The sequence below is a fragment of the Microbulbifer maximicatervae (SeqCode) genome, assembly GCF_052467815.1.
Window position 1 is genome coordinate 3813930 of sequence record NZ_CP174326.1, and the last position, 25112, is coordinate 3839041.

Below are 25112 nucleotides of genomic sequence, written 5' to 3' on the forward strand. Positions count from 1 at the left end.
CTTGCAGGAGGGGACATGAGCCACGAGTTGTTTTCTAGCGTTACATTGCCAGTGGTGTGGTTGTTTTGGAATCTAATTCCACCATGCTTGGCAGTTAAGGTAATGAGGGAGTCTGCGGTACACGTGATAACCCACTGGCGGCGACTGATTCTATGAGTTTTGCATAAGAGAGAGGGTAGAACGCAAACCTATTAAAGAAGAGGTAGTGGGGTTAATTTCAGAAATGCCGATGATAAGCGGTGTCGCGTGACGGCTAGTTAGGTTGCCTCTGTTGAATTAAGGGAAAGAACAATTACTTATATATGGCCGAGGTGGTGGAGTAATAAATCAGGTATTGGTGGGATTGTCTCTAAATGGATACTGGGCACCCGAAGATAGAATAAGTGCGGAGAAATTTCTAAGTGAAGTTCTATCTAGTTTTTCTTTTGCCCCTCTTGTGTTTTGTAAGCGGTGTTTGATCGGAAGGGCATGAAATAGATTTGGCAATGATGAGCAAAATGGAAAATGGAGGAATAGGCAGTGCACTGAAGCTATATGAATATTATGGGTAAAAAAGGTTAATGTTGAAGCTGTAAACTACTGGCTAATGGTAGCAGGTGGAAGCCTTTTGCCCAGTAAGCCGTTGGGGTGCTGATGTTTGGTAATGGTCGGCGTTAAGTGTAAGTGGGGGTGGCTCAGTTCCCCATGATATAGGTGCCTAGTTTGTATAAAAATGGAAATTTTGGTGTGTTTGAGAGAGGTTGAAGATTTACTTTTCGGTGCTGGTTATTTTATTGGTACGCTTTTATTAAGTTCGCATGTCTGACCTACTTAGATATCGTTTTCTTTTGCAATCAAAATGCAAATAGACAGTATTGTCAGGGGAAAGGGTGTGTTTATATTCAAAATATAATTTTTAGATAGTGCAGGCCTATAGAAAAGGTCAAAGGTCCAAGGTATATTTCGCGCACATAAATTACTTGGTCGGAAAGGGTGTTGAGGTGAGTGTTTTACGGGTAGTTAGTGCTGTTTGGCTTTTGCTATTTTCTCTATGTGCTCATCCAGCAGCGACACTAAGGGTATCCCCAAGTTCGTCAACTGGGAGTTACACCCTCAGTTGGGATGCTCATTCCGATGTAAAATTCAACTATAAAATCGTTGAAAAATACAATGGCTCAGAAAGCTCCTCTACGGTGGGTGTGAGTATTCTGTCCAAGAGCTTTTCCAAGGTGAAGAATGGGACTTATACATATCAAGTATATGCTCAGGGCGAGTATTACAACCCTGAAGTTGGGGAGTATTTCCCTAAGAGTTACTCTGTTGGAAGTGCTGTTTCTGTAGTTGTAACTGTACCAAAACCCGGCGCTCCTGGTTCAATTTCTGCCCCTTCTTCAACTGACACTGATGGCTCCTATAGCGTTAGCTGGACTTCGTCGAGTGGAATTGTTGACTATTATCAGTATCGACAGTCAAAAAATAGTAGTTGGGGAAGTTGGGTTGGAATGGGGTCTAGTAAATCCAAATCCTTTAGCGGTATGGGTGATGGAACTTATAAATATCAAGCTAGGGCTTGTAATGACTCTGGATGTGGCAGTAGTAAAACCAGTGGCTCCTTTTCTGTTTTGCAAAAGCCTGGCACTCCCAGCTCTATCACTGTTCCCAGCGGTTATAATACAACTGGCTCCTATAACGTCAGCTGGGGAACTGCATCGGGAACTGTTGAATACTACTCATATAGGCAGCTTAAGGGGAGTAGCTGGGGGGCTTGGGTTAATAATGGTACAAGCCGGACAGAGCCTTTTTCAGATCAAGATGAAGCGCAATATCAATATCAGGTAAAAGCCTGTAATGCTACGGGTTGTGGCGGTACCAAAACTAGCAGTTCATTTATAGTTCTAGAGCTGCCTAGTGCTGTTACTGGACTTTCCTCACCTGTTTCTCAAGTAACATCCAGCGTTTTATTAAGCTGGAATCCGCCATCCAGTGGTTCCTACGATGAATATCTGATCGAAGAGATGCATGAAAGTGGAACTTGGATTGAGAGTAAGAGAGTCGATGCTGAAATCACCGAAGATACCCTCGATATTGAACTGCAAGGTGACTATACCTTTCGAGTTTCAGCTTGTAATGCTGCAGGTTGTGGTAGTACCTCAAATACTGTAACGGTTACAGCTGACGCAATAATGGTGGAGCCCTCGCCGTCAGAAGGAAATTATATTCTCCGTTGGTTACCTTACGATTCTGAAAATGGTTGGCAATATGAGATTACAGAAACATTCAATAATGTTTCTACTGTTTTGAGTGCAAAGAAATATGAAACGAGTAAGGAATTTACCAAAACCAAGAACGGCACTTACACCTACTGGGTAAGCCAGAATGTTGATGTTAACGGTGATGGCTCCGAGTTTAAATTTTATGATGTTGGCAATATTGATGTTGAGGTGATATTACCCTTACCGACCATGGTAGGTATTAGTGTTAGTGCTAACAAAAAATGGGTTAACGAATCAGTTGTTGTGTCGTATGCCCCCCTTACTAATGTGCATGTTGACTCGTATGAGCTTCAGTATAAGAGTACCGGCGGCTGGACCCCAATCAACAATGGGGACTCCGTAACCTTATCCAATTCAGGGACATATACCTTCCAGGTTCGTGCTCGCAATGACTCCGGTCCGGGCCCTTGGGGTCAGGTTGATGTTGAAGTCTATGAAAAACCCGAGGCTCCAAAACTGTTTGTAAATCATATCGGTAAAGATGGTGAAGTTGAGCTGTGGTGGGATGAGACTGCCGGTGATGCTGACTACTTTCAGCTTACCAGCTCTACTGATTCAAACTTTGAAGACCCAGGTCCTTTAAGCGGAACTAGCCATACACTTATTGATGCCCCTGTCGGTTACCAGAAATATCAACTGGCCGCTTGTCTATCAAAGATGAATGACTATTGCTCAGACTACTCTGAAGAGGCGATGGTTTATGTCTTTAACTTCGATGAAAATGATGAAAATCTAACTGTTCTTGCCGCGGCTACAGAAGATTCCCTCTTTAGTATCCCATCTGATGAAAATGTTGCGATTTGGGAGGGCGACATCTCTGTTAATGGCGGGGCGGTAAATTACAATTTTCCTGTCGCATTGCCCCCCGGCAGAAATGGCATGGCTCCAAGCCTTAGCGTGAGTTATAGCAGCCAGTCTGGGTACGGTAACCTTGGCTTTGGCTGGTCAATAGGCACCGGTGGAGCGGTGTCTCGCTGTCAAAAAACCTTTGCTATTGACGGAAAATCGACTCCTGTTCAGTTTGATTCCAGCGATAAACTCTGCCTTAACGGCCAGCGCCTGATTTTGGTGTCGGGTTCGTATGGGCAATCTGGCGCTGTTTATGCTACTGAGATTTATGATGGCAGTGAGATTACTCAAAAGGGGGGCGCAATAAGTTCAAGTTCCTCCTACTTTGAAGTAGAGACGAAAAACAACCAAATTCTGACATTTGGTGGAGGTAATAACGCGGTATTTGTGCCCAGTGGCACTTCCGCCCCCATGGCTTGGAAGCAGGCCTGGGAAGAAGATGCTTTTGGTAACAACATTGCCTGGAAGTATCAAACCGTCAGCGGTGAGCACCGCCTGGATGCAATCTATTACACCGGTTATCAAGGAGCCTATGGCAGTCGAGAAGTAGATTTTATCTATGAAACTGCCAATCGTTACCGGAGCCAGTTTGTTCACGGAGCAGAAGTGGTAAGCGCAAGCCGCCTTGAAAAATTAAAAATTTATATTAATGGAGCAGCTGGCCACGAGTATCGCTTTGATTATGCGAATGATAGTGCGATTGATCGCCTTGTTAGCTTGAGCTACTGCCCAACAGGTTCAAATTGTACGGTGAATGATATTGAATGGGGGCAGGAAGAGTCCCTGCTTGGCTCTGATATTCCCGCCGTTGATATTGAACCGAACTATGTCGAGCACGAAGATGGTTTGGCAACGCAAGCCGTGGGCGGCCGCGACTTTGATGGCGATGGTCTATTTGATATCTGGGCCCGGGATCAGGGAATCTACCTATCCTCTGAGCAACAGTGGGTAGACTATCCGGAAATTAATGATCTTAAGAGTTTGTCTAACCAGTTTGATGAATCCCGTATCGATATCAACCTGGATGGTCGTGATGATCTGCTATTTACCACCAGTGACAAAAAGCTGAAGTACGCAACTTGGGATTCCAGCAGCTCCAGCTTTAAGTTTGTTGATACTGGTATACAGTCCAAGTGTGAATATATTTTGGCGGTGCCGGCTAACCCGGCGGCACGGGCAATGGTCAACTTCTGTGAAAGTGCAGCTTCAGATATCGATGGCGATGGAGCGATTGATATCCTCATGCCCGATGAACAAGTGGATAACTACACTTATACCTATAATCTCTATCGCAACAATGCCGGCACCTTAGTTAAGCAAGCCCAGTTTGAGGCGGGTGCCTTCGGGGCAATTAGCATGAAGGACCTGGATGGCGATGGAGTTAAAGATGTTCTTGTGAGTGCCTCCCTGTTAAAGTCAGATAATAAAATTTACTGGTATAAAGTCACCGATATTAATGGAAGCTGGTCAGTCGGCGCAGAACAAACCATAACTGTTTCAGGCCTGGTTGGTAATCGCTTTTCTGATGGCCGTAGTACCATTAAGTGGGCAGATGTGAACGGTGATGGACTGCAAGATCTCCTGGCTTTAAGCACACCAAACGACCTTGAGTACGAATGGTATTACGCTCTTAATAAAGGGAATGGCTCTTTTACCAGCTTCGCCAGTACCGGCCTGGAAGAGTTCGCCTCGATACGTACGATGGCTGGTAACACCTCCAATGGCGCTTACGCATGGAATCATTTGGCTTTTGCGGTTGATATCAACCATGATGGCATCGAAGATTTAATGGCACCGAGCCGCACTACCTACAAAGCCCTTTGTGATAACGGTTCTTACCAAAACAATCCGTGTAATATTGATACGGAGCTTGAAGCAGCCCCCGTTCAGTATGATGTGTATAAGTGGTCTGCCTATATCGCCACCTATGATGAGAGTGGCCTCAGCTATACCGAGCAGGACCTTGGCATCCAGTCTCATCAGGAAAACCTGTTCCAGGCAGATGTGAATGGCGATGGGGTAACAGATTACGGTGCCTATCTCGGTGCCAGCGGAAAGACCTATACTTACCGTGGTCCAACCCCAGGCGTTTATCTGTATCTTGGTAATCGCAGTGAGTACGACCTGGTGAGTGGCATTAAGTTGGCCGATGAGCGTATCGAACGACATCGTATCAACTATGCGACTCTGGTAGAGCAGCACGATAGTGGAAGTCGTATTTTTACACCTAACTCAGAGGCACAATCCTATCCCTATACCAACTTTATCAATGGTATGCGGATCGTAAAAAGTGTGGAGTCCGATAATGGAGTCGGCGGCTTTAATGAAGAGCGCTACACCTACAAAGGTGCAGTTGCTCACTTAAAGGGTAGGGGCTTTGCCGGGTTTGGCCAAATCACCCGCGAGGAAATGACCACCGGCAATCGTGATATCAGCACCTTCTATCAAGCATTCCCTTACACTGGAATATTGGAAAGTCGTCAGCAATACAGTGGTGATGACATCCTATTTTATGATTACCAGGTCAATACAAAGAAAAATAGCTTTGGCCAACCCAGCGGAACTTATCTGCCCCGCGTTACCAAGGACACGACCAAAGAATATGAAATCGGAGACAATGGTCTTGCTGCTACAGTCACCAACACCAGTGACTACGACAGCCTGGGCAATCAGGTTGAAGCGATACTTGTAGAAGTGGACCCCTACGGCCGCTCAAGCCAAACCACCACGGCTGAATTTTCTACCTCATCCAGCTGCCGCAACACCCCGGTTTATAGCCAAGTTGTCAGCCAGCGCAATAATTACGATGTTGGGGTTGGTAGTCTCAACACAACAGATCAGGATGTTCGCAGTGATTTCAGCAGCTTCGAAAACTGTGCGCCCAAACGCACCGAAATTACCGCCAGTGGCAGTACCCTTACCAAAGCGGTAGTACTGAGCTTTGATCAATACGGCAATGTATTAAGCTCCACCAAGCAGGGTGGCAGTGACGCAAACCGGGTTGCTACCAACGTTTACGACTCCGAAGGTTATTTTGTTGAATCGACGTACAACAACGAATGGGGTAGTGGCGCAAGGAGTTATCAAACCACCAACCCCTGGTTTGGCACCGTAGTCTCGGCCACTGATCCCCTGAACCGTCAGGCCGATACCACCTTAAATGATTTCGGCCAGCCGCTTACAGTAACTTCTGATGCAGCCCCCACGGTCAAGAGTCGCCGCGCCTGGTGTGATGGAAGCTGCCCGCAAGATGCGCTGCAAAAGAGCGTTACCTGGAGCCTGGGCAGCCCACCGGTAACTGAATACCTGGACAGCCTCGGCCGCACCCTTCGCACCGAAACCCTCGGCTTCGATGGGCGCACCGTGGTTGCCAATAAAGAGTACGACCAGCGCGGCAATTTGGTTCGTACGGAAGAGCCGCACTACGACGGCGCCACTACCACCTATGAAACCTGGTCTGAGTTCGACGATATGAACCGGGCCGGAAAGCACGAGCGCTACAGCAACCCGCTCAGCTTTACCACCACCTACACCTATAGCCGCACAGGGGTAGCCGTCGATGTCGTTAATGGTGATGGGGCTAGTCTCTCCATGTTTAAGGCTTTTGCAGCGAACAAAAAGCTGGTCTACACCCAGGATGCCAAGGGCGGTAAAACCTACTACCGCTACGATGGTGCCGGCCGATTGGTCTCTTTAGTCGATGCCGCAGCCAATGATATTCGCTACGAATACAACGGCTTTGGGGAAGCCATAGCAGTAGATGATCCCAACAGCGGCCGCAGCAGCTTCGAATACAACGCCTTCGGTGAGCGCACTGTCAGTACCGATGCCAACAACCAGGTGACTGACACCTTCTACGATAAGCTCGGCCGGGTTACCGGCACGGTCAACAACGGCGATACCATTGCCAGGTTGTACGACCAGAACGGCCACTACGGGCTCTTAACCACCGAAGCCCGCAATGAAGAGTACATCCGCCTGTTTGAATACCAGTCGGGCACCTATCATCCGGCCGCTACTTACACGGTGATCGACGAAGCCAAGGCCTTCCTGGAAAAAACCGCTTGGGATACCACTTACCACCGGCCCACCGTCACCCGTGCCGCCGATGGGGAAATCTTCCGCAGCCGTTATAACAGCCGTGGCCACGCCTACCAGCACCAGCACTACCAAGCGGATCAAAGCTGGGTCACCACCTGGACGCTCACCGATACCACCGCCAGCGGTGCTCCGGTTATCCAACAGTTTATGGGCGGTATTGAGCAAAAGATCAGCCGCTATGCCGGCAGCGATATTATCGACGGCATCTGTGCCGGCGGTGTCAATTGCCTGCAATCGGACCAGATCCAATCCATCGACTACCGCCACAACGCCTGGGGCAGCGTTACCGGTGAAGCCCACCAGCACAACGGCCTGGATTACGCCTACAGCTACGACACGCTACACCGCCTGGAAAGTCAGACTGTTACATCCAGTGACTACCCCCATTACGACCGCAGCGTAAGCTACACCTACGACGCCGTCGGTAATCTCACTTCAAAAAGCGACTACGCCACCAGCCTGAGCTACGGCAACAGCGCCAGAAGTGCCGGCGGTAACGCCGGTCCCCACGCCGTACGTCAAGTCACCACCACTGATGGCCAAAGCCACAGTCTGGTTTACGACAACGCCGGCAACCTGATTACCGGCATCGATGGCCTCAGTGTGGGATACGACAACTACAACCAAGCCAATCGTATCGAACGCAATGGCATCGTCACCGAGTACTTCTACGGCACCGGTATCGATGCTTATAAAAAGATTGAGACAGAAGGGAGTAACGTTACTACCACGCTCTATATCGGCAATTACGAAGAGATCACTACCGACAGCGCTACCAAAGAGCGCACCACCCACGGTGGCTACCTGGTAATTACCCGTGAAAACGAAACCATAGAGCAAAGCATCCTGTTAAAAGACCGCCTCGGCAGTATCACCACTATTGTCGATGCCAACCTGCAACCCGGGGATAGTGATTTTGTACGGCAGTTCCGCAGCTACGATCCCTTCGGCCAAAGCCGGGACTTCCAGGGGCAGGACAACCTGGATAGCTTTAACACAACCGATCAGGGTTTCACCGGCCACCGCCACCTGAACGATCAACAGCTGATTCATATGCGCGGCAGGGTGTATGATTACCAGCTCGGCCGCTTCCTCTCTCCAGATCCGATTATTCTGGACCCGCAGGATAGCCAAAGCCTGAATGCCTATAGCTATGTGATGAATAATCCACTGGCGGCGGTTGATCCTACGGGTTATGCGGCAGAGGGCGGTGATACGGGGCAGAAGCCCAATGGGCGTTCTAAGAGTGAGGATAATCCTACAACTGAGAGTGGGCAGAAGGCTGTAAAGACTAAGACAGTATATAAAAAGCTGAATAATAGTAGGATTAAGATACCTGTAGGGAAGGTTCCCGTTGGAGTTGATGGTAATGGGGGCAGCATATCGGTTTCCTCTATAGCCGTAGGGCAAGAGGCTATTACTGATGCCGGTGAGGGGAGTCGTTCTGGTGGGCAGAGTAATGAAACCATCATTTCAAATGATGGCCCTCCCTATGACGATATTCCTACGTTACCCACAGGTAATGAACCTAGCACTATAAACTATACAGAGTACAACTTAAAAAATGCCGGAAGGGAAATTTTAAAGTTGTTCGAAGGGATGCTACCCGTTGAAGGTGTAATTGCCGGAGGGGCAGCCAAGCTTGGATCTTTCTTATTTATCAGGAATGCTACTGTAGCTACAAAGAGTGCGGGCCAAGTTGGACGAGCTGGCGAAGAGGCTGTGCAAGCTGCTTTTGAAATTGGTAAAAAACAGAAATTTACTATAAATGGTCGTAATAGAATTCCTGATGGTGTTACCAGTACAACACTTTCCGAGGTTAAGAACGTGGCATCTTTGAGCTATACTCGGCAACTTAGAGATTTTGCAGATATTGCGAAACAACAGGGATTGCAGTACGACTTATATGTACGCCCATCAACAAAATTAAGTGGCCCGCTTACCCAAGCGATACAAGATGGTGTTGTTAATCTCAAATTTATCCCTGGAGCAAACTGATGAGTAAAACAGCTGCTGAATTGATGGCGGAGCTAGCAAAGAATAAAGAATATCAAGCAATGAAAAAGGCTCAAAATGAGCGGTTGACTGATTTGGAAAAGCTTTATGCTGATGATGAAAGGGAATTGGTCAAAGAACTAAATCAAGCGGGTTTTGCAGTAGCTTCTGTTTGGGATTTCGTTAATTCTAAGAATGATTATATGGGGGCGGTTCCCATTTTAATTAAACATTTAAAAAATAAGCACCACCCTAAAATTTTAGCAGGGCTTGCTCGCTCTTTAGCAGTTGCTGAATTTTCCAGCAATGATGAGCTTTGGAGTGTACTTGTTGAATTGTATAATAAAGCGCCATCAGATTCAGAAATAGATATTCCAGAGGAGCGCGGTGCTCAGGAGGCAATCGCCGTTGCTTTAGAATCTTTGGCACTTAGTTCTCGAACTGAAAGCCTGAAAAAGCTCATCGAAAAAAACCAAAGTGGAGATGGAATACATTGGCTCCGTGACAAGCTCAAAGAACTTAGTTGATCTGTCAGGATATTTACTAAGCACTATTTGCTTCGCTAGTGGGCCTTTTTGTAATTACAAGGATTACACCACCCACATTGGTTATCTGGTTATTACCCGTGGGGGCTCGAATACTGAACAGAGCATCCTGCTATAGGATCACCTCGGCAGAGCAATCTGCCGGGGCTTTTATTATCCGGTACGTGTCCAGCGCCGGGCCTCGTACTTCACAATCATGCCTTCCAGCAGCTCGCGGATAATCAACTGTTCCTCTTCGCTGAGTCTCTCCACCGCCTCGAATAACAGCTTCATGCGATCACTGGGGCCGCGCTCACTCTCCTCGAATACCAGTTCATCCAAACTCACATGCAAGGCTTTGGCCAGTTTTACCAGCCCTTCCAATATTTTTTTTCCTGGACACCCAAAGATTAGAGAGAGGTGCGAGCGGTGCTGTTAGTACCAGCCCTAGCGACTATTTCTTTCTGGTTTAGTGTTAAGGTGCAGTGAAAGACTGAGAAAATATACTAGGGGTTGGAAAATCGTGGTTTGGATACAAGCCGGGAGGAGAAGTATCGATAGATTGGGTGGTAACTAGCAGGATGCTGCAGAAAGGAAGCGCCGACAGTCGCCTATACCGTGCACCCAGCGTTTATTGAGCTGTATACAGGCTTGTTGTACTGTCTCCACTGATCCCACCAATCCTTTGAAGCGACTTTCAAAGTTTCTGTTGAGGTATAGCCAGTGTTTTGGTGAAATGCCTAGTCGTTTGAGGATGGGTGGCGTGCTTTCAGCAATATAACCTCGTTTTCTGGGGTCTAGATGTCGACCACTCCAGTCCACTAGCTCCAAATAGTGATCCAACTGAAAGGGAAGCCCTTTAGGCATATTTAGGGGCTCTCCACCTACAAGTGGTAGAAGTTCTTTGGGTTGTTCACCTAAGATTGCTGCACGAATACGTTGTTGGATCGAGGTATGATTAGAGTCTTCTGGTGTTTTTGCCATATTGGCACGGATAGGGTTGAGGTCGACATAGGCCATACAGGCAGCAAGGGCTCTTTCATCTAATAAAGCCTGGGACTTGAAACGACCTTCCCAGAAGCGGCCTGTACAATTATCTTCGGCATTGGCCTGGCGGGCGATAGACTCGTTTAAGCAACGCATAAACCAGCTAAGATCCATCAAGCGATCTCGCCATAGAGCGATGATTTCCTTTAGTTTTCTCATCTCACAGTGATCGAGAGTGTCCCCTTGAAGGTAGCGACGGGCCAAATTGGAAGCTTTGAATAGTTTCTGCCAACGGATAATGACCTCGGTATCCGGCCAATTCAGCGCTTTCTCTTTGTCGATATAAAGTACGATATGGTAGTGATTACTCATAACTGCATAGGCAGCGATATCAAGGGCAAAGATTGAAGCTAGATTATGCACTCTGGATTCAATCCACTCGCGGCGATGCTCATAGTCATTACCAGACTTCATATCTCTACCACACAGAAACGCCCTTCGTACGCAGCGGGACACGCAATGGTAATAGGGAGTGGTGTCTAACGAGACTTGTGCGCTACGAGGTAAGGGCATGAATCTTTATCGGCATGTATATTTATACAGTATTTGATCCCAGCATCTCTACTGTGTCAATATTTGTGGCACTTAAAGCGACGACTTTTGTGGGTGTCCAGAATTTTGCTACTGCTGGTGAGGGGGGGCGTGCCGGAGGGGCAAGTGAGGAAAGTCGGGCTGGAGAACAGAGTCGTGGAGGAAATGTTGCTGCTGTTAATCAATCTAAACTTGTGGGATGTGGTAGCCCTTGCCAGGGGTCCAAAGAGAGTAGCTCTAGCGATTCAAATAATAATTTGCACGATGGTTCACTGCTAGATAGATTTAAGCAGGCAATTTCATTAGTAGTAGACGGGTCTAAAACATTATCACTGGGGGTTGAAGCTTCAATCTCAGGTTGGCTTGTTGAAGAGCTTGTTAGTCCTGACATTGATTATGACATTGGTGGATCAACGGCACTTGTTATTGATTTTGATTCTATTGATGTTGGATTTTCCGTTACGCGAAGTGCCGGCGGAGGTGTGGGTGTCGCTATGGGATCTAGATTCGCTTCCATAGGTTTTCTAAACTTGGTAGATATGGCAGGACAAGACACTTCAGGGCTTCTTCACGTATGGACTTATGGGGGAGGTGCAACAGTGAATGATGCGGAGAAAATAACAAGTCTAAATCTAAAGGCTGGATTGGGATTAGAAGCACAAGTCATGAGAAATGCAACCTCGGTATGGTCTGTTAGGCAAGCTATCAAAGCAAGGTCGGTATCCGGGGGGTGGATAGATAGTGGTTGTTCAAATTTGGTGTGCTAAATGATAAACATAGCTGAAGATTTACTTGCTTTTTTGGAGTTTGTGCTCTTTATAATTGCTGCATATTGTTTTGTAGCTTCTTTTGTATACGATAGGAAGGTTAGAGGACATATTTCTTCTAAAGCTAATTTGCTTGTAAAATTTTTTGTACCATCGATATTTATTTCCAATAGTTTTTTGGATGAACAAGGGGTTAAGTATAAAAAGCAATCAATTGTGTTGATTATTTATACGGCTCTTTCTTTATTGTTAGCAGTAGGGTTGCTTTATTCAGGTATTGAAATATTGAAAACCTTGGAGACTACTTCATGAAATTTGTAAATTCTGGATACCCTAACGAATTCAGGACACCCGTAGACTAAGGTATGAGTCAAGGCACCTCGATAATCACCTTCACCACATGGTTATGTGGCTATGGCCTCAAGAGGTGCCTCGGAAGTGTCAATAGTGAGTGTTGGAGTACTTTGGGTATGTTTAATATCTAGGTGGACAAAAATTAACTCACTGATGCTGAGCGAGTTCAACTAGGTGTGATTTCCGGAAAGGAAACGCTGGCAATCGTACAAACCGTGCACCCGGCGTTTGTTCAGCAAAGAAATAAATTCTGGACACCTAAAGATAAGAGAGAGGTACGAGCCGTGTAGTTAGTACCAGCTCTAGCGACTATTTCTTTCTGATTTAGTGTCAAGGTGCAGTGGAAGACTGAGAAAATATACTTGGGGTTGGAAAATCGTGGTTTGGATACAAGCCGGGAAGAGAAGTATCGATAGGTTGGGTGGTAACTAGCAGGATGCTGCAGAAAGGAGGCGCCGACAGTCGCCTATACCGTGCACCCAGCGTTTATTGAGCTGTATACAGGCTTGTTGTACTGTCTCCACTGATCCCCCCCCCAAACCTTTAAAGCAACTTTCAAAGTTTCTGTTGAGGTGTAGCCAGTGTTTTGGTGAGATGCCTAGTCGTTTGAGGATGGGTGGCGTGCTTTCAGCAACATTACCTCGTTTTCTAGGGGCTAAATGTCGACTACTCCAATCCATTAGTTCTAAATAGTGATCCAGCCGAAAGGGCAGCCCTTCCGGCATGTTCAGTTTCTCACTTCCTGCTCCTCTTGATACGCACATAAATCTCTTCACGGTAAACGGACAGGGATCTGGGAGCATTGATTCCTATCTTCACTTGATTACCTTTAACCTCCAATACTGTGATTGAGATATTGGTTCCAATCCTCAAATTCTCGCCAGTCTTACGCTTTAAAATCAACATATTCATTTCCTACAGAGACTAAAACTATGTACGGATTTTCCGCGATGGGAATGCTTAGTAAGTAATGTGCGATGGAAATGAGAGGCGGTGCACGAGGACGGTAGGCGTAGAAGAAGAAAAGACGGACGCAACGCTGCCAGAGCTTGAAGAACCTCTTCAAGCCTCTGAATGTACTCCACTTTATTGAAGACGAGCGGGTTTCTAGCGTATTATCCACTGAGCCACTTTGATACTTGCTTATCAATTTGGTTAGCTGGCCCCGGGTGTTGGCGCACCTTGGGTCAGCGCCTTTTACTTACACTTACGTCACGCTACCGTTCTCCTTTGAGGGATGGGTTTTAAAACTCTTGGGTTTCTTGATCTCTTGGCTACGAGCCTATTTAGGCATATTCAATTACGGCCAAAATATCGATAAATATCTGTCAATTTTACGCAGCTTTGACACTAAAACAAACTGAATAAAATCCAATAAGATCATTTTCGTGCCTATTTTTTTATGGTCTTTTATCCATAAAATCTCACTTTTCTATTAAAAGTTGCAGCTTAAATTGGAACCTTCTCTGATTTAAAAGGCAGAGTAAAAAAATAAAAATTATTAATGTTCCAGCAGCGGCCACAGCAGCTTCGAATACAACGCCTTCGGTGAGCGCACTGTCAGCACCGATGCCAACAACTAAGTGACTGACACCTTCTACGATAAGCTCGGCCGGGTTACCGGCGAAACCCACCAGCACAACGGCCTGGATTACGCCTACAGCTACGACACGCTGCACCGCCTGGAAAGCCAGACTGTCACCTCCAGTGACTACCCACAGTACGACCGCAGCGTAAACTACACCTACGACGCCGTCGGTAATCTCACTTCAAAAAGCGACTACGCCACCAGTCTGAGCTACGGCAACAGTGCCAGAAGTGCCGGCGGCAACGCCGGCCCCCACGCCGTACGTCAAGTCACCACCACCGATGGCCAAAGCCACAGCCTGGTTTACGACAACGCCGGCAACCTGATTACTGGCATTGATGGCCTCAGTGTGGGATACGACAACTACAACCAAGCCAATCGTATCGAACGCAATGGCATCGTCACCGAGTATTTCTACGGCACCGGTATCGATGCCTATAAAAAAGTGGAGACAGAGGGTAGCAACGTTACCACCACCCTCTATATCGGCAATTACGAAGAGATCACCACCAGCAGCTCCACCAAAGAGCGCACCACCCACGGTGGCTACCTGGTAATTACCCGTGAAAACGAAACCATAGAGCAAAGCATCCTACTGCAAGACCGCCTCGGCAGTATCACCACCATTGTCGATGCCAACTTGCAGCCTGGTGATAGTGATTTTGTCAGGCAGTTCCGCAGCTATGATCCCTTCGGCCAAAGCCGGGACTTCCAGGGGCAGGACAACCTGGATAGCTTTAACACAACCGACCAGGGCTTTACTGGCCACCGCCACCTGAACGACCAAAAGCTGATTCATATGCGCGGCAGGGTGTATGATTATCAGCTCGGCCGCTTTCTTTCTCCAGATCCGATTATTTTGGACCCTCAGGACAGCCAGAGCCTGAATGCCTATAGCTATGTGATGAATAATCCATTGGCGGCGACTGACCCTACAGGTTATGTGGAAAATAAAGGTGATACGGGGCAAAAGCACAATGGGCGCTCTAAGAGCGAAGATGATCCTACAACTGAGAGTGGGCAGAAGGCATTAAAAGTAGTTATTGGTAAGGCGAAAATCAGTAAAACCGGTAGCCGGATCAAGAGGACAGAAACGGTTGCCGCAGTAGTGGATGGTAATGGGAATGTTACCAGCTTTACCGTTCTTAGTGATTCTGGCCAGGGAGGGACACAGGGTGCTGGTCAGGGTGCGGCTTTTACTACTGGTGGACGATAGAATCCTAGATACTCAAAGATAGTGTTCTCTTATTCGCTGTGGCAGGTTTCCCTTTAGGGATTAGCCCTCCTATTCAGAGGTTAAGGTTGCGATGCCTTCCTTGGGCTTCAGTCCGAAATGCCGACTGATATCTTTTATTGTCATGTTGGATCTCACTTGGCAGTTTTACTATCCTGGTGAAGTGTCCAGAAGCATTGGATCACTGCCGATGGTAGATAGCAGGTATCGACTCCAGCCACTGTTTAAACTCTCCTCTCTTGAATATGTTTTACCTATTGTTAGATGGATAAGTTAAGGAAAATCTATTTGTTTGATATAGTCACCCTTTTGTTATAAGGAAATATTTAAGATGTTTTATAAGGGAAAAGGATTAGGGAGGCAGTTTGCTTGTCTTCTTTTAGGGTTATTGGCAACTAATCAGGGTTGGGCTTTTAAGCTAAAGAGCCATGTGTTTGTTGGGCAGCAAGTGATTAATGACCTTGCTGATGATGGCAGGGTCACTTTTGAAATCAATAATAATTACTATGATATTGATGTTCCTGATGATGTTTCTTCTGCGATCCTAGAGAACCAGTCCGCTTATCTGCTTGGCAATATAGGGCCTGATGCTTCTCCTGATTTCGTAGTTGGGCAGACCAGTGTTCACCCTGGAGCTTTGGATAAGAATGAAGCTGGAGATGCAATAGTCCAAGAGGATAGTACGCGCTATAACACAGACGATTGGCTGAAGTACTTGTTGACTCAAAAGGATGCCTCAAATACGGGTAAGGCGTATGTCTATGGATATCTCGGGCATGCTTCGGCAGATGTGTTTGCTCATACATACGTAAATCAGTATTCGGGTGATATTTTCGCTATTTTTGATGGCGAAAGTCTAAACGAAAAGCGCCATATTGCCCTTGAATCTTATATCGATTCAAGGGTGCCGGTGTTACGTGATTACCTGGGTGAGGCACTTGGCGAGCCTTATCAGAGGATTGACTTGAATGATGATGAGCTATTTGAGTTTCTAAGGGATAAGTTAATTTATGCGGATATCCCTACAGAACAATATGAAAAAAACCCGATGGCTTCTCATTTAGCTGCGATTTCAAAGTTTAGAGAGGAATTATATCGGCAGGCAACGGACGCTAGAGGATATTGGCACACTATTGATGTTTGGGTAGTTCAGTATCTTATCGAATACTATGCGGGTTATTCTGTGCCAGAATCACTTGCCAGTGATCTTGTAGATATTGGTAATGATCTTATTGACGAAACCAATGTTGCAATAGATAAGCTCCAATCAATTAATAGCAAACTTCTTAGTTATAAGCGAGACTTTGAAGATTTTGGGTTTGATTCAGTAACTTCTGCGCTGGATAAAGCTCAATCTTCTTACTCTGATCTGACCAATAAGAGGCAAGAGCTTGAAGAGGCGCTTTTAGATTGGCGCAGTGAGGTAGCTATTAATGGCTGCGAATTTGCAATTAAATCAATTGACCCCACTGGCTTGGTTGATGAGGCAATTAATCTTGATCCGGTTGCCAATATGTTGGGTCTTGATAGTGTGGAGGAGGTTGTTGAGTATTCTCTGGATCCGCTAGGTTTATTTGGTAGTCTATTTGGTGGGGATGATGGGGATCACTGGACTGAGACAGGTAATGGCATCTCGGCATATGAAGTTTTCTCTGATTCATATTTTAATGAGTGGTCCGAAAATCTAAAGGCTGATATTGAATCAGAACAGATAGCGTATACAAGAAATTTTGCTCTAGGGCACTTGCCTTTAATAAATAGTGGGGTTTTGGCAGCTCTTGAATTGACTCGGGAGATAATCCCTGCACCGTTTGTTCCCATTGCTGTTGGTGATGTTGTTGTCCCCATCGTTAACAATAAAACCTATGACTGGAATGTTCGTGTATCCACCTCTTATGATTATGTAGACCGTTTCTGGGTTAAAGAATCTAGTTCAGGAAAGATAGTAATTCATTTTGAAGCAGAAAAATTGGCCTCTGATGATGTGGGAGTTTGTGAAAATTTATCAAAGATGGTTTATTCAGCAGACTATGCAGCTCTTAATGCCATCCATAAGCTTGAGGACGAAGTTAATGATATGGCAGAAAAGAATATTGAGGATGTAGAAGCTGCTTATGAAGAGATGAAGGAGGCTGAGGACCACTTATACGCTATTCAAGATGCTGCTGTAGACTTGATGCAGCTGCTAAATAGCAATGTGAGTCCAGTTCAGTCAATATTCGAAATGTGGCAATCAAGTATTGATGTTGCAATGACTGAATATACTCGCACTACCGCTACCATGATGGTCAATACCATGAATGAAAATGCTAGCAATGTAGATCCTTTGTCAGATTGGGTATCTTGTTATGGCCCCACCTTTATAGGTGTTCCGTCACAGGCTTGTGATATATGGAAAAATACTAGTGGTATAATTGAGGCGCTCTCCAATGTTTTAGATATTCTTGATAGTGCTCCAATACCTGTAGGCTTGATTGATGCAAGGGAGGAGCTTCGAAAGGTAATCGATGGGTTAAAAGAAGAAGTAAAAGAGTATGCGATTGAAGAGGTGGAAGATATGCTGCCCACCGAGTTCAAGGAGCTAATCGATCTGCTTGATGCACCCATGACCGATACGGCACTAAATACCTGGTACTCAAAAAATGAGTCGCACAGTGAACATTTAGTTAAAATCCCGGATATGGCCTATAGGGTTACAGCAGAGATGCAGCTGGATGGCAATGGCGATTATAGTGCAAGTGGTTATCCGGTAGTTGCCAACGCAATTACTTTGGCAAAACTAGCCTTACTGGATGCCGAGGGCCTGAAAGCCTTGGCAAGGACCCAGGGTTTGAGTGAGTCTACTTTTAATGGGGTAAGCGCAGATAACTTAGTTGCGGGAGCCTTCAAAAGTATCGACGGTAACCATCAGTGGATGACATGTGCTCCTCCGTTACCAAGATCTATTGGTAGCGAAGATAAGTATCGCTTCTTCGATAATTACTCTTCCAGCTCAGGTTTCGTGCTTTGGCAGGACGGGAGTGCTAGAGAGTCTTTGTTTAACGGGTTATTTAAAGGACCGTTAACTTCTGGAGTGACGAACCCCTCTTTGATAGGTTTTGAGTGGATTCTTGATGCGGGCTCTGCTTATAAAACGCTGAGTGAAAGCTTCCCATATCCAGATGAACAGTGTGCTAGTGACAATAATTTTGATATGGGCTTGTAATACATGCCATCTAAAAACTTACCTTAAATAAAAGATTAAAAGGCTATATCTTGAGGAAAAAGGCACCTATTTTAGGTGTCTTCTTTGTCAAGCGGCTACTATCTGGGTTGTGGGCTGGTTATTTTTTGTGCAGGAGCGGTTAGTGATATCTACCGTTCCGTTAGTGAAAGCCTTAGCCCGCAATTCAAAAGTCTGCTTATTTAAGATTAAGTTGTAGTATCGGATAGTACAGAAAATCATCCTGGACACCCAAAGATTAGATAGAGGTACGAGCCGTGTTGTTAGTACCCGCTCTAGCGACTATTTCTTTCTCGTTTAGTGTTAAGGTGCAGTGAAAGACTGAGAAGATATACTTGGGGTTGGAAAATCTTGGTTTGGATACAAGCCGGGAAGAGAAGTATCGATAGATTGGGTGGTAACTAGTAGGATGCTGCAGAGAGGAAGCGCCGACAGTCGCCTATACCGTGCACCCAGCGTTTATTGAGCTGTATACAGGCTTGTTGTACTGTCTCCACTGATCCCACCAATCCTTTAAAGCGACTTTCAAAGTTTCTGTTGAGGTATAGCCAGTGTTTCGGTGAGATGCCTAGTCGTTTGAGGATGGGTGCCGTGCTTTCAGCAATATAACCTTGTTTTCTAGGATCTAAATATCGGCCACCCCAATCCACTAGTTCTAAATAGGACGACTTTTGTGGGTGTCCAGAATTTTTGTCCGTTCAGGGAGCTGGTCAGAGTACTGCTTTTACTGCTGGTGAGGGAAGTCGGGGAGGAGGATAGAATGGAGAAGGTATGATCCTACCCATCAACAACGGACACACCACTAAGCGACTAGTTGTTCCTCAAACGCCTCAGGACTGAGATAGCCATTGGCGCTGTGTAAGCGATTTCGATTGTAGTCTATCTCTATATACTCAAATACGGTCTCTCGCATGAGGCACCTTGTGGGAAAGCGGTTACCATGGATTGCTTCTACCTTAAGTGAGTGAAAGAATGTTTCTGCACAAGCGTTATCATAGCAATTACCTTTGGCGCTCATGCTGCACCGCAGACCATAAGCTGTAATCAAAGATTGATAATCTTTAGAGCAATACTGGCTTCCCCTGTCAGTATGCACGATAACATTCGTAGGTTTCTTACGTCGCCATAAAGCCATTTGAAGAGCGTCACAGACCAATGTAGCTGTCATCGTTTCTGACATCGCCCAACCAATAACTAGCCGACTATATAGGTCTATCACTACAGCCAGATATAACCAACCTTCTTCCGTTCTCAGGTAGGTTATATCCCCAGCCCATTTCTGATTCGGCCCTTCAGCATTGAAGTTCTGCTCGAGCAGATTTGGAGCTACTGGCAGGCCATGTTTTGAATAGGTTGTGGCTTTATATCTCTTGGCGGCTTTAGCCCGTAGGCCCTGTCGACGCATGCTGGCAGCAATTGTTTTTTGATTATATTTACTCCCCTCACTGGCCAACTCCTTCGTCAGGCGAGGAGAGCCACTACGTTCTTTACTGGCTATAAAGCGCTGCTGTACCAAGCTATCGAGCTGCATTCGGTACTGCTGGTACCTGGATTGGCCGGCCGATCTTGACACCCAGTCGTAAAACCCACTGCGAGATACGTTCAATACCTTGGCCATCGCTTTGATGCTGAATTCATGCCTGTGCATTTGCATGAAGGCGTACCTCATTTCAGGCTCTTTGCAAAGTACGCTGCGGCCTTTTTTAAGATCGCCAGCTCCTCTGCCTGCTCAGCCAGCTGCCGCTTAAGGCGAGCATTCTCTGTGGCCAGCTCTCTCTCGGCATCCCCTCGGCTCTGATGTAACTTAGCCTTGCTTCGCCATCCGTAAATCTGAGAAGGATGTAACCCAAGCTGTTTAGCGGCAACGCTTACCCCAACTTTGAGCGCAAGTGCTAGGGCATCCTTTCTATACTCCTCTGAGTACTGTTTACGAGTGGTTTTGGTTGGTTTATTTGATCTTGTCATAGAGCACCTCTGCTGCGTAGTTTATCGCTTAAGAGAGTGTCCGTCGTTGGTGGGTAGGATCATATTGGCACGGATAGGGTTGAGGTCGACATAAGCCATACAGGCAGAGGGCTGGCTCAGGGGGCGGGCTAGGAGTGGCCATGGGTGAGCGAGGAGATTTAAATGTTGTTTCTCGATCTTTGAGAAACTTTATAGCGTTGGAGTTATAAAGATGAGATTAATTTTAGTGTTAATTATATCTGTTAGCTTGGGGGAATTAGCCTATACCTATAATCCTAAATTGGGAGTTAATCCGATTTTATTTTTGTTTATAATTTTGGGGGCACTTCCATATGTCGCATTGTTAATAAGGTCTAGTTACTTTAGAAAAGAAATTAAGTGTTGGGCGGAAAACAATAATATAAAGGTTTTAGATGTACAGAATAATAATCTATTTAAAGGAAAGTTACGTTGGAGGGTGTCAGATATTCAAGATGTATTCCTTTTAAAGGGATGTGATGCTGAATATTGGGTCGCCTGTGGGACATGGTTTTTAGGTTCATTCAAGTGCGGATTGAAAGTTTACAAAGAATCAAACGGACACTTAAAGGTGGTGGCTTCCTTATAAGTCACAACATCTACACAAAAGGGGGATGTTGAAGTTTTTGGTAAGCTCAATAGGTCTTTGACTTGGCGTATAGGTGTGGGGGTTGGGTTATATGGAAAACTCGAAACTTCTCGTGTTAGTGCCGAGCTCGGTGGTGCTATTACCTGGGGTGGCGTTTACTCATAGAAAGGGATCTGGTCGGAGCTGAAAGGCAAGACTGGTTTTTAATTTGAGCTTGATAAGGTTATACAAGCGGAGTTGAAAGGAAAGTAGGTGAGTAAAATATTATATTACGGAGTAATTCCAGGTTCCGTAAAATTAGATAAGGAGTTTGCAATCAATGATAGCAATTTTTCTCAATAGTTGAACGGAGCTTCAGGGGTTACAGTCACAGTCTTTATCGTTAAATTTTTAATGAAAGTTGATTGGCTAAAATATGATTGTTATGAGCGGCAACATTTTTAAAAAGAATGGTTTTTGGGATTTCTGTAGGCTTGGGTTTTCTACATCTTTTATAGCGGGAATTTTAATTTCATATGCGCCCGCTAGCGAGCTTAGAGATGATGTTCTAATTTTTTGGGGTGCTGCATTAGTAGTTTTTACCTTCTTATTTACGGTGTTTGGTGTCTTTTGGAGTTTATGTAATCGAGAAAAGCTTGGTCTTTTGACTACCTCTGTATACATTTTGGTGTCAATTTTTTGCGCTGCGCTTTTTGGGTATTATTTATACATGTGCGAACGTAAAGGAGCCTTGCCATTGGGTGGCTGATTTATAGGCTTAAAACTAATTCTGGACGCCCACAGATTGGAGAGAAGTACGAGCCGTGTTGTTAGTGTCCGCTCTAGCGACCATTTCTTTCTGATTTAGTGTTAAGGTGCAGTGAAAGACTGAGAAGATATACTTGGGGTTGGAAAATCTTGGTTTGGATACAAACCGGGAGGAGAAGTATCGATAGATTGGGAGGTAACTAGCGGGATGCTGCAGAAAGTAAGCGCCGACAGTCGCCTATACCGTGTACCCAGAGTTTATTGAACTGGATACAGGCTTGCTGTACTGCCTCCACTGATCCCACCAATCCTTTAAAGTGACTTTCAAAGTTTCTGCTGAGGTATAGCCAGTATTTTATAGAGTGCGTGTAGCTAATGGAGACTATTCTAATTATACGCCTTAAGGTGATCGTTATGAAAAAAGAGTTGCTGTTAGTTTTTTGTGTATTGTTTTTTTCTGGTGGTGTGTTGGGCGATAGTGAGATGAGACTTTTCTTGGAAAACGTTGATTCAAAACTTCGGATTTATGTGATTAATGAGGGAGTGCGTGAAATTTATTTTAATAAACGATTTGCTGTTGGTCCTACTGGCGGCCCCAATGAGATTGTACTCCATATATTGGATCAGGAAGGGAGTCCTTTTCCATTTGATGCAAAGATTAGATTGCGTTCGGCAGGTAAAAAAGATTATGTATTTCTGGCGCCGGGGGACTTGGTTGGGCGTGAATATCCTATTGATAATTTGATCACCTATTATAGCTTACAGCCAGGTTCGTATAGTTTAAGAGCTTTTTATGGAAATCAGCATGCTGAACCAGAAGAATTGCCGAGAGTAAAACTTGAATCTAATGCGATAACATTACGAGTAGAGGATTAAGTAATTAGAAGCATATTCTGGACACCCAAAGATTAGATAGAGGTACGAGCCGTGTTGTTAGTCCCCGCTCTAGCGACTATTTCTTTCTGGTTTAGTGTTAAGGTGCAGTGAAAGACTGAGAAAATATACTTGGGGTTGGAAAATTGTGGGTTGGATACAAGCCGGGAAGAGAAGTATCGATAGATTGGGTGGTAACTAGTAGGATGCTGCAGAGAGGAAGCGCCGACAGTCGCCTATACTGTGCACCCACCGTTTATTGAGCTGTATACAGGCTTGTTGTACTGTCTCCACTGATCCCACCAATCCTTTAAAGCGACTTTCAAAGTTTTTGTTGAGGTATAGCCAGTGTTTTGGTGAGATGCCTAGTCGTTTGAGGATGGGGGGCGTACTTTCAGCAATATAACTTCGTTTTCTGGGGGCTAGATGTCGACCACCCCAGTTCATTAGTTCTAAATAGTGATCCAACTGAAAGGGCAACCCTTTAGGCCTATTCAGGCGCTCGCCACCTACAAACGGTAGAAGTTCTTTGGGTTGCTCACCTGCGATTGCCGTACGAAAACGTTGTTGGATCGAGGTATGATTAGAATCTTCTGCGTTTTTGCCATATGGGCACGGATAGGGTTGACGTCGACATAGGCCATGTAGGCAGCAAGAGCTCTTTCATCCAATAAAGCTTAGGACTTGAAGCGACCTCCCCAAAAACGGCCTGCACAATTATCTTCGGCATTGGCCTGGTGGGCGATAGGCTCGTTTGAGCTGCGCATAAACCAGGTAAGACCCATCAAATGATCATACTATAGCGCGACGATTTTCTTTAGCTCACCTTACAGTGATCGAGACTGTCCCTTTGAAGGTAGTCACGGGCCAATTCAGCGGTTTTCTTTGTCGATATAAAGTACGATATAGTTGTGGTTGCTCATAATTGCATAGGCAGCGATATCAAGGGCAAAGATCGAGGTCAGATTGTTGTGGTCAACTCCAACCGGACACTTTCCTAAGCACATTTTTCAAATTCGATAGGGGTTACGTCCCCCAGTGTTGTATGTATCCTGCGTGAATTGTAATACGCAATATAGGCCCTCACGTCTGTTATCGCACCCTCCCTTGTCGGATAGAGGTTTCCTGTTAACCATTCCCGCTTCAGGCTACTAAAAAAACGCTCAGTAGGTGCATTGTCCCAACAATTTCCCTTGCGGCTCATTGAGCACACCATTCCATGCTGCTTTAGTAGCGCTTGGTAGCTATGGCTGGCATACTGGCTACCTCGATCAGAGTGATGCAGCAGACCTTTTGTTGGGGTGCGCAAATTGATAGCCATAACCAGTGCACGACTTGCCAGGGCCGTCTCCATCTGGCGGTCTAAGTGCCAGCCAACAATCCGGCGTGAATAAAGATCAATTACCACTGCTAGGTATAACCAACCCTGCAAAGTCCAGATATAGGTAATACCCGTAGTCCAAACTTGATTTTTAGCACTCGGTGAGAAATCCCTATTTAGAAGATTCTCAGCAACTGGCAGTTGGTGCTTGCTATTTGTGGTTAGTGTAAATCGCTTCTTCTGTTTTACAACCAAGCCGAGCTTTTTCATGAGTTTGCGGACTCGATAACGCCCAATTTCAAAGCCTTCTTTGCGCAACAGCTTCATTAACCGACGGCTTCCGAGACTCTCACGAGATTCTGCAAATAAGGCCTTCAATCGATGGCATAGTTGCCAAATCTGGCCATCTATTGGGCTATCACTACGACGACACCATTCGTAATAGCTGCTCTTATTTACTTGCATTACTCGGCAGAGCACTCTAACTGGAAAGCTACCTTGCTGCTTTTTAATAAATTCGTACTTTATTTCATTTCTTTCGCAAAGAAGGCGCTGGCCTTTTTTAGGATTTCCTTCTCCATCCGCAATTGCTTTACTTCACGTCGCAGTTGATCCAGTTCAGCTCGTTCGCCCGAATCCAACCTTACTCCGCTCTCTTCCTGCTCCAGCTCCTTTATCCAGCGTCGCAGATTGTTAGCAGTGGTTCCTACAGCCTCTGCGGCCTTGGAAATCGAATACCCTTGTTCTGAGACAAGAGCTACGGCGTCTTTCTTGAACTCCGGCTTGAATTTCCGGCGTGTACCTTTTGTTGTCATACTTCACCTCGCTAGGTAGTTTTACCATCTTAACGAAGTGTCCGGAAGGATTAGACCACTACAGAGGATGGGGGGGCATGAATTCAGGACACTCAAAGTTTAGAGAGAAATGCGAGCCGTGTTCAGGCTGTAGGAAAACTCTTAAAGGTTAGCTTTTTTGTTAAGATGGAGGTCTTGATGTCGAGATTATCCATATGCCCAATTTCAGGCATTAAGATTACAGCCAAGATGTAATGGTTGTCATCAATTTCAAAGGACAACTACAGCCTGAAACCTTCGAGCTTACACTTTATCATCTGATTGATGATCACATCGTCCT

At 45.7% G+C, this 25112-nt stretch carries 14 protein-coding genes; 9 read left to right on the forward strand and 5 right to left on the reverse strand.

Annotated features, from left to right (window positions below; translation table 11 throughout):
- Positions 1-1178: 1178 nt before the first annotated feature.
- The gene (locus tag ACJJIW_RS16655) at positions 1179-9200 is read left to right on the forward strand and encodes an FG-GAP-like repeat-containing protein (RefSeq protein WP_444935777.1); all 8022 of its coding nucleotides are present in this window, start codon (positions 1179-1181) and stop codon (positions 9198-9200) included.
- The gene (locus tag ACJJIW_RS16660) at positions 9200-9724 is read left to right on the forward strand and encodes a hypothetical protein (protein ID WP_444935778.1); all 525 of its coding nucleotides are present in this window, start codon (positions 9200-9202) and stop codon (positions 9722-9724) included. Before ACJJIW_RS16655 ends, ACJJIW_RS16660 begins: the two co-directional genes overlap by 1 nt.
- Before the next feature lie 171 nt (positions 9725-9895).
- On the opposite strand, the gene ACJJIW_RS16665 is transcribed toward ACJJIW_RS16660, so the two are convergent.
- Together ACJJIW_RS16665 and ACJJIW_RS16670 are read right to left on the reverse strand one after the other, a co-directional pair.
- Positions 9896-10105, reverse strand: coding sequence for a hypothetical protein (locus ACJJIW_RS16665; protein ID WP_444935779.1), 210 nt, complete (start codon positions 10103-10105; stop codon positions 9896-9898).
- Positions 10106-10294: 189 nt separating this feature from the next.
- Positions 10295-11182 (reverse strand): transposase, encoded by an 888-nt coding sequence (locus ACJJIW_RS16670; RefSeq protein WP_282932967.1) that lies wholly within the window; start codon positions 11180-11182, stop codon positions 10295-10297.
- Positions 11183-11295: 113 nt separating this feature from the next.
- Here ACJJIW_RS16670 and ACJJIW_RS16675 point away from each other — a divergent pair, with 113 nt between their 5' ends.
- Both ACJJIW_RS16675 and ACJJIW_RS16680 read left to right on the forward strand, forming a co-directional pair.
- On the forward strand, positions 11296-12066 hold the full coding sequence (locus ACJJIW_RS16675) for a hypothetical protein (RefSeq protein WP_444935780.1): 771 nt from the start codon (positions 11296-11298) through the stop codon (positions 12064-12066).
- On the forward strand, positions 12067-12378 hold the full coding sequence (locus tag ACJJIW_RS16680; RefSeq protein ID WP_444935781.1) for a hypothetical protein: 312 nt from the start codon (positions 12067-12069) through the stop codon (positions 12376-12378).
- A gap of 777 nt (positions 12379-13155) precedes the next feature.
- Here ACJJIW_RS16680 and csrA read toward each other — a convergent pair.
- Entirely contained in the window at positions 13156-13326 is a 171-nt protein-coding gene (csrA, locus tag ACJJIW_RS16685) for a carbon storage regulator CsrA (protein ID WP_282932948.1), read from the reverse strand.
- 677 nt (positions 13327-14003) lie between these two features.
- Here csrA and ACJJIW_RS16690 point away from each other — a divergent pair.
- Together ACJJIW_RS16690 and ACJJIW_RS16695 are read left to right on the forward strand one after the other, a co-directional pair.
- The gene (locus ACJJIW_RS16690; RefSeq protein ID WP_282932941.1) at positions 14004-15224 is read left to right on the forward strand and encodes an RHS repeat-associated core domain-containing protein; all 1221 of its coding nucleotides are present in this window, start codon (positions 14004-14006) and stop codon (positions 15222-15224) included.
- A 349-nt stretch (positions 15225-15573) separates the two neighbouring features.
- Positions 15574-18447 (forward strand): zinc dependent phospholipase C family protein, encoded by a 2874-nt coding sequence (locus ACJJIW_RS16695; protein WP_282932940.1) that lies wholly within the window; start codon positions 15574-15576, stop codon positions 18445-18447.
- An 820-nt stretch (positions 18448-19267) separates the two neighbouring features.
- Here ACJJIW_RS16695 and ACJJIW_RS16700 read toward each other — a convergent pair.
- A protein-coding gene (locus ACJJIW_RS16700) for an IS3 family transposase (protein WP_282932943.1) occupies positions 19268-20430 on the reverse strand; the annotation gives its coding sequence in 2 pieces (ribosomal slippage) (positions 19268-20172 and positions 20172-20430; 1164 coding nt in all).
- A 211-nt stretch (positions 20431-20641) separates the two neighbouring features.
- Between ACJJIW_RS16700 and ACJJIW_RS16705 the strand changes: the two genes are divergently transcribed.
- From ACJJIW_RS16705 to ACJJIW_RS16715, 3 genes are all read left to right on the forward strand, one after another.
- Positions 20642-21037, forward strand: a complete 396-nt coding sequence (locus ACJJIW_RS16705) for a hypothetical protein (RefSeq protein WP_444935782.1) — start codon at positions 20642-20644, stop codon at positions 21035-21037.
- A gap of 415 nt (positions 21038-21452) precedes the next feature.
- The gene (locus ACJJIW_RS16710; RefSeq protein ID WP_444935783.1) at positions 21453-21785 is read left to right on the forward strand and encodes a hypothetical protein; all 333 of its coding nucleotides are present in this window, start codon (positions 21453-21455) and stop codon (positions 21783-21785) included.
- Positions 21786-22198: 413 nt separating this feature from the next.
- A complete protein-coding gene (locus ACJJIW_RS16715) occupies positions 22199-22660 on the forward strand; it encodes a hypothetical protein (RefSeq protein ID WP_444935784.1) in 462 nt (153 codons plus the stop codon).
- A gap of 994 nt (positions 22661-23654) precedes the next feature.
- On the opposite strand, the gene ACJJIW_RS16720 is transcribed toward ACJJIW_RS16715, so the two are convergent.
- A protein-coding gene (locus ACJJIW_RS16720; RefSeq protein ID WP_444935785.1) for an IS3 family transposase occupies positions 23655-24793 on the reverse strand; the annotation gives its coding sequence in 2 pieces (ribosomal slippage) (positions 23655-24544 and positions 24544-24793; 1140 coding nt in all).
- Positions 24794-25112 lie beyond the last annotated feature (319 nt).